At 47.2% G+C, this 14,017-nt stretch carries 2 protein-coding genes; one reads left to right on the top strand and one right to left on the bottom strand.

Annotation, left to right across the window (positions count from 1 at the left end):
- Window positions 1-40: 40 nt before the first annotated feature.
- Window positions 41-13,363: an MARTX multifunctional-autoprocessing repeats-in-toxin holotoxin RtxA gene (rtxA, locus tag AACX38_RS20620; protein ID WP_228865475.1), complete on the top strand. Its 13,323-nt coding sequence runs from the start codon at window positions 41-43 to the stop codon at window positions 13,361-13,363.
- A 232-nt stretch (window positions 13,364-13,595) separates the two neighbouring features.
- On the opposite strand, the gene AACX38_RS20615 is transcribed toward rtxA, so the two are convergent.
- Entirely contained in the window at window positions 13,596-13,946 is a 351-nt protein-coding gene (locus tag AACX38_RS20615) for a hypothetical protein (RefSeq protein ID WP_228865473.1), read from the bottom strand.
- Window positions 13,947-14,017 lie beyond the last annotated feature (71 nt).

Below are 14,017 nucleotides of genomic sequence, written 5' to 3'. Positions count from 1 at the left end.
TACAGGTAATTATTCCGCTGATGATGGTGATAATAATATTGTGGCTATTGGGTTTGGTGGGCAAATCCATGCTTATGGTGGTGATGATTACATCACTCTGGGTTCGATTGGCGCTTCTATTTATACCGGAGCAGGTAACGATACTGTAGTCGGTGGTTCAGCATACCTGAAAATCAATGATACCAGTGGTAACTTAAACGTAAAAGGTGCTGTTGGGTACGCTGAAATTAATAAAGAAGAAGAAGGCTCTATTTCTTTCGCGGGTGCAGCAGGTGGTGCTGTTATTCAGCATGATGGCCGTTCCGGTAATATACATTATTCAGGCGTTGCCGCTTATAACAATGTATATCGTCGAGGGCATAGCGGTGATATCACATTTAAGGGAGCGGGTGGTTATAATCATATCTATTCAGATGTGGTCAACGGTAATATCCATTTTATGGGTGCCGGAGGTTATAACCAAATCACCCGTAAAGGTTTAAATGACAGCTTTAATGGTGAAGGGATTACCTATGCGAAAGCTGAAGAAATTGTATTGACGACGGCAACACTGGGCGGAAGCTGGATCCAAAAAACACAGCAGATTGTTGGTATTAAATCCACACGTGAAATAAATACTTTTTTATTTGCTGCTATTGATGATAAATACACCAAAATCAATAAAGTTCGTATTCATAATGACCCCAAAACTGGCCGGCTGAAATATTATACGACCTCTTGGCATAAAGCAGGTAATCATCTCAATAATCTGGCATCTCAGGATATTTCTGATGCTGGCGGTTACCAGCTGGTTAATGTTGACGGGGTATATAAATTATCAGATCTGACAGTTGAGCATCATCAGTCATTTACGATACATGCACTGGAAAGTGAATTACCCGAAGATGAATGGGTGACCTATGCCGGCGGTGTTCAGATTGCAGCAGAAAATATTACGCTGTCAGATGCCCAGATGGGGGGGCACGCTGTTTCAATGGATGGCAGTACCTTTGATGTAAAACCCGTGAAATCCAACCAAATGGCGAATACCTATTTATACGCCAAATTCGTGGGGGGAATTACCAAAGTTGTAGTCGTTCAACTGGCGAATGATCCTGCAACGGGTGAACTGAAATATATTGCCACACCGTGGTACAAAGCCGGTGATCAAACGGCGGTCATGGCAGATCAAACTATCGGTACCCGTTCTGGCTATAAAGTTATCGGTAAGGGCAGTTATACACTGAGTCATGTTAATTACAGTGTAAATACTGTCCGTGTGACGTCTGAACGGATTAGCTCTATGCATGAGTTCAGTGAGCGGGAGCTGTTAGACCAAAAACAGGATGACAGCAATGGTAATGTCCGGTTCGAAGGTGCAGGGGGCGGCAATGTTATTAAATCCAATGTGGCCCGTGGCAATGTTTATTTTAAGGGAGCGGGTGTTGCGAATGTCATTCTGCACAACTCGGAAATCGGTGATACCGAATTTAGCGGTGCTGGCGCGGCAAATGTTATTTTCAAGAAGAACAGAAAGGGAAACCTGATTTTTAATGGTGCTGGTATTGCTAATGTCATTACTCATGTCAACAGTACTCACCCGGCACTTGATTCATCAGTGGGATCTTACAATGGTGATACCAGAGTTATCGCACACGGAGGCGCTAATGTCCTGACCCGCAAAGGTAATGGCCGGGTTTTTGCCGTAATGGGGGGTGGTGCTAATGTGCTGACTCATAGCGGAAATGACAGAACCACAGGTGTCATGATGGGCGGTGCCAATATTCTGACCAAAGTGGGTAACGGAGAAACCACCGGCATCATGTTTGGTCTGGGTAATGTCCTGACCCATGTGGGTAACGGCAGAACACTGGGCGCGATGGGGGCTGTCGGTAACGTCTTTACCAAAGTGGGAGACGGCGAAACCATTGCCGCGATGCTCGCTGTTGGTAATATTTTTACCCATACCGGGCAGGGAAATGCATACGCAATGATGGCTGGCGGTGGCAATGTCTTTACCAAAGTGGGTAACGGTAATGCGCTGGCGCTAATGGTGGCACTGGGTAATGTGTTCACCCATGTGGGGGATGGCCTGAGTGTTGCCCTGATGGTGGCGAAAGGTAACCTTGCCACTAAGGTAGGGAATGGTGATAGTCTTGCCGCCATGATTGGTGTGGGCAATGTAATGACTCATATTGGCAACGGGAATACCTTTGCCGCGATGGTGGGAGAAGCCAATATTTTCACCAAGGCGGGCAATGAACTGACTGCGGCCGTGATGATTGGCAAGGCTAACATTTATACCCATGTGGGTCAGGGCACCAGTCTCGGGTTGTTTGCCGGAAATGCCAATATCATGACCAAAGTCGGCGATGGTACGACGCTGGCAGCAATGTTTGGTCAGGCTAATGTGATGACGCATGCTGGCAGCGGGCTGACCGGCGTACTGGCATTAGGTGAAGCCAATGTGGTGACGAAAGTCGGACATGAGTTTATGGGGGTTTTAGCCGCAGCTAAAGCCAACGTGATAACCCATGTTGGTCATGGCGTAACCGCCGGTGTCTTGCTGGGCAAAGGGAATATACTGACGAAAGTTGGTAACGGGACAACGGTCGGCCTGCTTGTTTCCAAATTCGGCAATATTATGACTCATGTCGGGGATGGCAATACCGTGGGTTTTGCCAAAGGCTCGCTGAATCTGATGACCAAAATGGGAGACGGTCTGGCGATCAATGCAGCCTGGGGTGATGCCAATATCATGACCCATGTCGGAGCCGGGGATCACTATAACTTTGCCAAAGGGAAAGCCAATCTGGTGACCAAGATCGGTGATGGTCAGGTTGTCAGTGTTATGCAGGGAATGGCTAATATCATTACTCATGTAGGCCGTGGTGATGATTACACCGGCGCGTGGGGTAAGGCGAATGTGATCACCAAAGTAGGGAATGGCCGTCAGGTCACACTGGCGAAAGGCGATGCGAATATTGTCACGCACGTGGGGCAGGGCGACAGCTTTAATGCGCTGTGGAGCCAAAGCAATGTTGTCACCAAAGTGGGTGATGGGATGCAGATTACCGCGGCGAAGGGCAAAAGTAATATCACAACCAGCGTGGGAAATGGCCTGAGCGTGGTTGCTGCCCACGGTGATTTGAACGTAAATACCAAAGTTGGGGATGGTATCTCGGTCAATGTGGCCTGGGGTAAGCTCAATGTCAGCACCAAAGTGGGTGACGGGCTGAATGTCTCGGTAATGAAAGGCACCGGCAATGCCAGTGTTCATGTTGGTGACGGGATGAACATTCACGCTTCCTATGCTCGCAATAACGTCGCTATTCAGATCGGTAACGGGGATTTTTACAATCTGGCGCTGGCCTCCAGCAACACGGAAAGCCATAAACTGGCAACGCTGTTCGGTAATATCAAACAGACGTTACTGGGTGTCATGGGCAGTCAGGGAATTAGTTTTCTGGTGCATGGTGATGAAGCCAATACATCCGGCAGTAACCGTGGACGGGGTGCTATCAATTTGCCGGAATTGGATGGTCTGAAAGGCTTTAAGCTGACGGAAATCGGTGAAGTCAGCTCCACGCTTTCCGCTGATTTGCATGCTTCGGTGAGCCAGCTGGAAACACCGGATGTCGGCAGGCTGGAATCCATCATGAATGAAGAGGGTCAGTCCGGAAAAAATCAGAAGCCTAATCTGATTACCAACGGGGATTTTGAGGCCGGTACTCTGGGCTGGCAAGCCACCAACGGGATTGAAGCCCAGCATCCGGCGGCATCTTATGGTCTGGATGACGCAGGCCACGGCAGATATGTGTCTGAACTGGATGCACAGGTTAACACCACTATTTATCAGGACTTGAGCCAGCTTGAAGCGGGCGAGGCCATTACCCTTGATTTTGATTTTGCCCGCCGGGCAGCCAGTACCGATGATAACGGAATGGAAGTGCTCTGGAATGGTCAGGTTGTCTTCTCATCTGCGGACGATAGGATCGTCTGGCAGCATAAACAGCTGGTACTGGTTGCACAGGCCGGCAGTAACCGACTGGCGTTTAAAGGTATCGGTAAAGACGATGGCAGGGGTTACATTCTGGATAACATCGTGGCCACGTCGGATCGCTCAGATAACAGTAATGATGGCGAACTTGCGTCAAAAAATGTCGTGGCTGAAAGTGTATTAGCCGATAAGAGTAGCGCCGAAGCTGATCGTGAACGTCTGGCGCAGGAAAAAGAGCAGCAACTGGCAGCGATTGCAGGTACTCAGAATCAGCTGGAATCCACGGATTTTGATGCCCTGAATGCGAATGGACTGGCACAGCGCGATGTCATCCGGGAAGAACAGCAGGCTGTGACGGATGAACTGCTGGCGAAGGCCAAAGCGCTGGAACTTTTGGATGAACAGACCCACGCACACTATCAGGGAGAATCCGGAGCACACTGGCGTCATGACTTTGCCGGTGAATTACTGGATAAGCTTCAGACACAGGTGGACACGTCAAAAGCAACAGCCGGACAGCAACTGGATAACGCATTATCTACGGCTTTACAGCAACAGCAGAAGATCGAAAATTCACTGGATAAAGCAGAAATCAATGTTGCCAAAGCTAAACAAGATCAGCTAAATGTCGGGAAAGATGTTGCGGATGCCCGGATGAAGGCTGAATACCGGAAAGAAGAAGCGGAAGCACAGCAAAATCAGGCGGAGCAGGCCAAACTTAGTGCCAGCAGGACGCTTCAGGATATTGAGGCTGAAGCCAGTGAAGTTGCAAAAAATAATGGCTATACCCCACGTTTTAGTAATGTTGGCAGTAATCGATCAGGTAAAGCCTATGAAGCAGAAAGGATTGGTGAAACAACCAGCCACATTAATTCCACGACGTTGATACAGGAAGTCGGGGCTTTCAGTAAAAAGCTACAGGAATCTGAGAGTGATTTATCTGCCCTTGCCGATGCTAAACAGGCTGTGGAGCGTTTACAGATCAATGCAGGCCTTCGTGCTACACAGGCAAATTCTACTCATATACCACGCTCATCGCGCACACAGCAATTACCGCATAGCGATATTTCACCTGAATCAGTGCCAAGTATCTCTGTGCCGGGGAACAGAAAATTACTGTCTGTTTCTGGTCTGGATCTGAGTGGACTGAAACCTCTGGGAAGGTCAGATTCCCGTACTGATTCCCGCGGTAGCTCCGTGCGGAGTAATTTGTCGCAAAAAAGCAGTTCAACTTATCCGTTCATCGGAGAAAGAGCAGAGAAAGTCGCGGAAATATACCGTTGGCTGGATAGTGGACGCGATCAGTTAAATGATCATGCAAAGAGTAACTATATTCCTGTCCCGGGTGGTGTGCGGCCTAATGTTGAGATTAATGACAACATCAGGGATAGGCTGACTGATTTCATTGAGAATTTCTTCAGTATCATCCGGCATACCATTCCTAAAGATCAAATTGCGCCGCTGGCGAAGTTGTTTGTTGATTCAACCCTTGATTTTGACTGGGATAAGCGCGTTCAGTTTATCACTAAGCTGGAGCGTTTTGGTTATAGCTTTGAACCTAATCATGGTGAAAAAAGTATTGTTTCATTCTGGTCAGGTCAGGAGTTCAGCATCTACCGCTCTGTACTGGATGCCGTGCAGCCAGATGATAAAAAAGTGGTTTACGATATTGATGTGAAAGGAAACGTACTTGCCCTTGAACTCAATAAGAAGCTGATGGACTGGTGCAATACGTCCCTTGATCCTGATGATTTCCAACAGGAGAAACTGCACACCGCCATCAGCGAAGCGACACGGAGTAATATTGGTTTCTGGTGTTCTGTTTATGCGACGGGTGCGCGTGATGATGTTTATGTCATCGCACCGAGCGGGGTACGTTTAGGCAATTTCTTCTGGAATGTTGAGCTGCCGGTATTGCGCCAATTACAGCGTGAAGGTCTGGTCAATGAAATTCGCCTGCTGGATAAACACGCCTATCATTACCGGGGAAAACCGCTGGAATCTATAGGGCACAGACTGACCGATCCGGGAGTCCGAGTGAAAATGCGCTTTGATTCGCTAAGTCCGGCTGAGCAGATGAGATATCTTGAGCAGGATCCTGATGGTTACCATGCAAATACACTGATTGATCTGGATATTAAAGTCAGTGCTATTGATAGCATGTTAAATCAGGCTATCCCATTCTATCGCCTGCGCACTGATCGCAATATTTTGATACGTGAAGGCTTAAATAATAGCTTTGAAGTTATGCCATGGCCGGGGCTTCGTTCTTCCGGGCTGAAAGTGATTAAAGTCGATAACCCGCAGGATAAGGCGCAGATTAATACCATCGAGCGGTTTATATTTGCCAATTATCAGAATTATGAACAGATCCCGGATGAATTACGTCTGGTGGGAAGTCACATTATTTCCCTTGAAGATGGTCATACCCGCATTCTTGCCGAAAAAGTGAGTGGCTCCTGGTATTACTCGCCGAATACCGAACTGATGTCCGGTGATGAATTACAGAAAATGGCTTATATCAAAGGCAAGCCACTGGGTGAAAGCTATCGTAATGTCATTGAATCACTGCGTGCTTATGAACAGCTCTTACGGGAAAAACCGGATTATTCACTGGATGCCATTGAACAATTAACTCACCTGCAACAACATGTAGCGGGATATTTGCTTGGGCATTCTGAATCAGGGCGGGCACCTGCAATGAATCGGCTGCTTTCCCAGATCGATATCCGTCTGAAAGAGTCACTGGTTCTGGCAGATCCGACCTTGAAAAACTCAGGGAAAGGGACTTTCAGCGAGCTATACAATAGGCTTGATAACGCTAACCTCAAAGAGAGTAAACATCTCTATTTAGATCCTCAGGGCGATTTTGTTACTCACGGTCAGTTCAGTTTGCATATTGGTAAAAACACCGCAGATGCCGGGCTGAAACAGGTAATGGCCGCTGTAACCAAAGAGTATGGTCAGGATGTCACGAATGCTGTTTTCGCCGGTCTGGCTGCCCATGATCTCGCGAAAGATGGCAAAGGTATTGATATTGCAGGTCTGAAAAAAGTTCATCTGGCGATTGAACAACACTTGTCCCCTGTCAGTGCCACACTGTATGTCTGGCGGCCGAGTGAAAACAGTACGCTGGGCCATGTTGCAATGCAGATTGGTCAGGGGCGTGTTCTGGTTAATGCAGAAGATGCGACTCATCTCAATCAAATCAACTATGTGAGCTGGTGGCCGGCAGGGAATAAATCGACGGATATACGAGAACTCCTGAATATCGCCACCCAGGATCAGCCTGATCTGCGACTTCGCTGGCATGATCTGAGTCAGCCTGCTTTTCAGGCACCCACCCTGACATTTGATGTTGAGGCCGAGGAAGATGATGGCTTCGGTCTGGCGGATGGTTCAGCTGAACTGAAAGAATTCCTTGAAAAACTGAAAATCGCCAAAGGCGTGGATGTTAAATTCAGCGATGTCAGTGAAGGATTTGCGATGGCGGCGCTTGCCAATCCGGAGCTGCTCAAATCCGCTGAAATACCGCAATACATTTATCGCCCGTACCTTGCTCAATGGGCTGATCCCGGCATGGATATGCATGAAGTCAGCCGTAATTTTGCGGAAGCCTTGCGTCTGGCAGCAAGACTACAGAATTCCAGACGCATGGAGAAAGCCATTGCCAGTGTTATGAGCCAGTTTGCTGAAAGAGAGCTGGCAGAGATTGCTAATTTCAAAAACAGCACCGTTGACCCTGATCGGGTATATCGCATCAATCTGGAAGGCCTTGATGTAGCGGCAATGCAGGCTGAATGGGGCAAAATCAGCAGTGATCCGGATGCCCGCTATCAGCTTATGACGCAAAACTGTTCAAGTATTGTTGCCCGTATTCTTAAGGCTGGTGGGGCGGATAAAGTGCTTGGCAAAGCATGGCGGCCAGGCTTTGGTGTCTGGACACCAAGCGAGCTGTTTGATTTCGGTCAGTCATTGCAGGAAGCCACTCAGAGTGAGCGGGTTAAACAAAAACATCACCGTCTTGATACTGCGTTAAATCATGGCGGAACCGGAGAGCAACCGGAAAGGGCAGAGAAATTAGCTATTCCTAATGATGGCTCAGCACCGCATGAACGAACGCCAAAGAATCCTGTAACCCGCTTCATGAACAGTGAACTGTACGGCACAAAAGAAGAGCGTCGTCAAATCAGTCAGGAGATGCAGAACAGAATTAACTTAGCAATCAATCACGGTGTGACAGAAAAAGTTACCCTGAAAGGGGAAGCCGGACGTTTGACAGGCTATTACCATAAGGGGCAAAACGTATCGCAGAGGAATACTTCGGATAAAAAAGTCGTCTTGTTTATCCACGGCTCCGGTTCATCGGCTGAAGAGCAGGTGGGTAAAATTCAGCCGCATTACCGACAGCAGGGTATTGATGTGTTGTCGGTTAATATGCGGGGTTATGGCACCAGCGATGGGTATCCGAATGAACAGGGAATGTATCAGGATGTACGTACCATGTTCCATTATCTGGTTAATGAACGTGATATCAGCCCGGAAAATATCATTATTCACGGCTATTCGATGGGGGCTCCGGTTGCGGCTGATCTGGCCCGTTATGTGGACAGTAAAGGAATATCGGCTTCCGGCTTACTGCTGGACAGACCGATGCCAAGTATGACCAAAGCGATCACGGCTCATGGAATATCGAATCCGTCCGGCCTGACCGGAATACTGGCAAAAGCCGTTAATGGTAAATTCTCCGTGGAGCAGAATCTGCGCGGGGTCTCGAAGCAGATGCCGATTATGTTGCTGACAGATAATGAAGGTCTGGGCAATGAAGGCGAAAAACTCCGAACCAGACTGGTGGCCTCTGATTATAACGTCTCTGGTGAACATACGTATTATAGCCATGCATCCAGTTATCAGGTCATGGTGAAATATGCCGGACAAATTGTTGCCAATCTATCTGAAGCTGTTTCTCAGGTGCATGAGCAGGAAAGCCCTATTCTCAAAGGTATCAAAAATGATTTAGGGCGCTACACGCAGGCGCTGAAACCTCAGGTGGATAATCAGGGCCGGGAGCAGGATTTGCGTGCGACAAAAGCCTTCCTGTCAGGTTACCGGCATAATCACGCTAACCAAATTGTGGATGGCTTCCATTCGGATATGGATATCAGGCAGCTGGTGGATATGCTGGTTAAAGGAAACTGGACGGCGGAACAGAAAGGTGCACTGGCGTGGGAAATTGAACACCGGGCACTGAAAATGACTCTGCGACCAAAAGTAGAGAAATATAGCCGCCTTTTCCGTGATGTCACTTCTATGGGAGCGGTAGATGCAAAAGCAAGCGAACATCTGGCGCCACAACTGATGTTACTCAACTTGTCTAATGATGGTTTTGGCGGGCGCTGTGTGCCACTGTCAAAGCTGGTTCTACTGGCAAAACAGCTGGAAAATGATGGTCAGAAAAACGTAGGACGTAGCCTGCTGAATAAAATGTACTCCGCGGCTTCAGTGCTCAACAATCCCGAATTATATTCCGAAGGTGAACAGGCCAACGCCAGTAAGTTACTGGGGACACTCTCTGCGCTCTATACCAGAGATCCGATGCTGGATAGCACCACTAAAATATGGAAAGAGAAGCTGAGTGGGGAACAAGCGCTGAGTGTACAAGGTGTGATTGAAAAAATCACGGCTGCCAATGCAGGGAAAAACCCGGTTCTGCTGGAGCTGAATACTCTGGGACACGCGATGGCAGCGTGGTCAAAAGGCAGCGGTGATAACCGGACATACGGTTTTTATGATCCTAATGTCGGCATTGTAGAATTCTCCTCGGCAGAGAAATTCAGCGATTACGTCACGCGTTTCTTCGGTCAGTCCGGCCTGAATATGGCAAAAAACTACAACATGGCTAAAAACAGCCAGCGGGAAAGAATGTTCGGGCGTGTTATCGTTCTGGATGGAGAGGCGCTGTCAGCTTATCGCCCGGTATTCGGTGACAGAACAACCATGAAGGATATTCTGGCAATGGAAATCTTTGATGGCTCACCGATGAGAAATGCGCTGAACAGGCTTCATCCGCTGAATAACCATGATCTGAGTGAATGGGAAGAGATTGAGGTGTTACCGAGATTAGAACGCAAGAAAATGCGTTTTGATGGTCAGGTTATTATTCAGCTCGAAGATGATCCCCATGTGGCTGATTCAGTCTCTTATCTGACCGGCAAACATCCGAAAGAGAGTGTGCTTGTCCAGCTTGATCGCAATGGTCAGTATAAAGTGGTATACGGCGATCCGAATCAGTTGAGCGGCACAATACGCTGGCAGGTTGTTGGTCACGGTGGCGATGAGATTGATGGCTACAACAGCACGACAATGAGTGATTACACGGCATCTGAACTGGCAGTGCGGTTAAAGCAGTTCCAGAATAGTTTCCAGTATGGCGGAAAACTGGATTATATCAGTCTGGTCGGGTGTTCTCTGCTCAGTGATGACAAGCGCGATGGTTTTGCGTATCGCCTGATTTCTGCTCTTGATGAAAATGGGATCCGCACTACAGTCTCTGCCCGTCGAACCGAAGTAGTGATCGGTAAATCAGGCCGTAAATATACGCGATCTGAGCACAATAAGGCGGAAAATAAGATTACGGAAAATAAAATCGTTCTGAGCTGGAACGATAAAGGAGAAGTCGAAGGCAATGCCGAACGTATACGTAATCATGTTTCTGAAAACAATGTTTCACTTGTCCGTGTAGGCAGCCTGCGTAGCAGTACCAATAGCCGGAAGCATCGCCCGCATGAGGTGATAACTGAGAAGAACGCGATTGCAGACAATACCGAAACTTTCCATGCGCCGAAAAAACATCAGCATCAGCCTGAGGATTATCCGGTCGGAACGTCTTCCGATAACCGCTTGAGCTATTCCGGTAATGTGCAGGTACAGGTGGGTGATGGCGAATTTACCTCCATTAACTGGGGAACCACCAACGTGGGTGTTAAAGTCGGCACGGGGGGCTTTAAGTCACTGGCGTTTGGCGATAACAATGTCATGGTTCATCTGGGAGACGGTGACAGCAAACACAGTGTCAACATTGCCGGTTATCAGGCACTGGAAGGCGCACAACTGTTTGTCGGCAACCGGAATATCAGCTTTAATCAGGGACGCAGCAATGATTTGCTGGTGATGATGGATAAATCCATCCCGACACCACCGATGCTTAACCCGTTTGACAATGTTTCCCGCGTCTCGGGCATTCTGCAAAACATTGCCGGTTCGTATTCCACTTCTGACTGGTTATCTGAGCAGGAAGCACAGTGGACAACCGAAAGCGTGAAGAAATACCTACAGGATATGTCAGGGCTGGATATGACCAGCAGCGTGGATTACACATCGCTGACGGATCTCGATTCTCAGTATAAACGCAGTGGTCGCGGCCTGAAGAGCGATATTGAAAGCACACTGAACAAGAAATATAACCAATGGCTGAGTGGTGCAGGGAATAAACCAGAAATGGGTAACCTCAGCAGAGCCAATAAACTCCGCCAGATGAATGAAAAACTGGCCTTCAATTTTGCCGTTGGTGGTCAGGGTGCGGATATTCAGGTAACAACCGGTAACTGGAACCTGATGTTCGGCGACAATATTCATTCGATTCTGGATATTAACCTTGGATCATTGTTTGGCCTGATGACTCAGCAATACACCTCAACAGGAATAGCAAAAACCACATTCACCTTTAATCCGGCGGATCTGCCTCGTCAGCTTAAGAATAAGCTGTTGAGAAACCTTGCCAGCGTGAATGCTGATACCACACTGGGTGATATCTTTGGTGTGGACTACACCGCAGATGGGACTATCATCTCCCGAACAAATCAGTCAGTAGACGGCGTTGCCATTTTGCGGGAAATGCTGGAGGTAATCAGTGAATTCAGTGGCAACCAGTTGTCGGCATTTGTTGATCCGGAAACACTGCTTAATGGCCTGAAAACCAATCTGGCAGTCGGTGCAGACGGAGTGAGTTCGTTCCTTGAAAGTCATGGCATCAAAGAAAAAGCCCCGACAGAACAGATTGCGTCAGCTGAAAATATCAGTGAAGAGAATACACAATCAGAGCGCACTTTCGGCTTTAATTCCCTCAATTTGCCAAATCTGTTTGCAACCCTGCTGAAGCAGGATAAGCAGGAAGAGATGAAAGATCTGGTTTCTAATCTGAAACAGAACCTGACTGATGATCTGCTGCATATGCAGGAAAAAACCTTTGATTTCCTGCGTACCAGCGGCCATTTGCAAGGGGATGGCGACATCCATGTTTCCCTCGGTAACTATAACTTTAACTGGGGCGGAGACGGCAAAGATCTGGGCGCTTATCTGGGCGATAACAACAACTTCTGGGGCGGTCGTGGTGATGATGTTTATTATGCTCTGGGAACCTCCAATATTTTCACTGGCGGTGAAGGTGACGACACCGGTGTTCTGATGGGGCGCGAAAACATCATGTTTGGTGGTCAGGGCAATGATGTTGCCGTAGTTGCAGGCCGCATAAACTACGCTTACATGGGAGAGGGTGATGATCAGGTCTTTGCCTTTGGTGAAGGCGGAGTCATCGAAACCGGTAAAGGGCATGATTACATTGTGGCTTCCGGTAACTTCAACCGTATTGAAGGCGGAGAAGGTCAGGATTATGTCGTTGCTATCGGTAACAATAATCAGGCTGACTTGGGTGATGATCATGATTTTGCCACGGTTTTCGGCAACTATAACCGGATCGATGGCGGGGCAGGTAACGATGCCATAAAACTAATGGGTTACCATGCACTGATTAACGGCGGAGCCGGTGATGATCATCTGATTGCGGATGTTATCTCCAAGTTCAGCCAGTTTGACGGCGGTGATGGCGATGACTTGCTGGTGCTGGGAGGATACCAGAACCGCTTTAAAGGCGGCGCTGGCGTGAATAGCTATGTGATCAGCGGAGACGTGATCGATAACGTGGTTGAAGATATTAAACGCGGTGACAAGATTGTCTTCAATGAACTCAACTGGCAGGATTTATGGCTCCAGCGCAGCGGTTACGATCTGGTGATGCTCACTAACCGCCATGTGGAAGACAGTTCTGAACAGGGGCAGTTTGAAGCAATCGGCTTTGTGACTTTTACGGATTACTTCAATGGCAACCGTGCGGATATTGTTACCCGAATGGGCGATCAAAATACTCACGGTGAGCGTGAATATATCGCGCTTTCTGCCAATGCAGTGGATTCACTGATTCAGGCAATGAGCGGCTTTGCACCAACAATCGGTGACAGTGGCTTTATTGATGCACTGGATGGACAAACACAATCTTCCATTATGATGGCCTGGTCGGATACGACAACGGGCAAATCCAGACTGGTTTGATAGTTTTATTTAAGTAATAAAAATGGCTCACATTGGTGGGCCATTTTTATATCATAATGAATAGAGAAATACGGTATGATATTAAAAAGTTTCGGGTAAATTATTTGTTACTATTATAGCTGTATTAAATTGTCAATCTTAATGATAATGGTGTTTATTTTTTTAGATAATTTTATAAATAATGATGATGTATTTTTTTATTTTTCCATATGAAAGGTTAAAACCACCGACTTTAGTCGGTGGTTGTTGAGTAATATGTTAATATATATCTGGCAGCTCCATTCTTACAGACAAAACTAACTTGATGATCGTTATTTCTTGCGTCTATTAATAATCGAAGAGCCATATCTCTTTGTTCATTATTAATTTTTTCATCTTCTGATCGTACCGCTATTTCATTATGAGGTGCATTCGTTAGAGTAAAAAAAATATCTTTATAGTCATAGTCATAGTAAATTGTATTTACATATCCCTCCATTATCTCCTGACCAGGGATGCAACCGAATGTATCAAAAGCAGAGGCAGAGCCAACTGAAAATGCTAATAAAAACACAATGGTTTTAAATATATTATTAAATCTCATAATATTTTCCTTGTTTGATTTTGTTTAAACTTAACTTTGTTGTGTGTGTTTTTAATTATAGCACTTATACC

It is taken from the genome of Xenorhabdus sp. PB30.3 (assembly GCF_963895965.1).
Taxonomy (GTDB): Bacteria; Pseudomonadota; Gammaproteobacteria; order Enterobacterales; family Enterobacteriaceae; genus Xenorhabdus; species Xenorhabdus stockiae.
This window is presented reverse-complemented; position numbering and strand designations above follow the sequence as displayed.

What these genes read in the sequence shown, in the direction of transcription:
- AACX38_RS20615 (WP_228865473.1), bottom strand. Translation starts at nt 13,946, where the DNA reads ATGAGATTTAATAATATATTTAAAACCATTGTGTTTTTATTAGCATTT.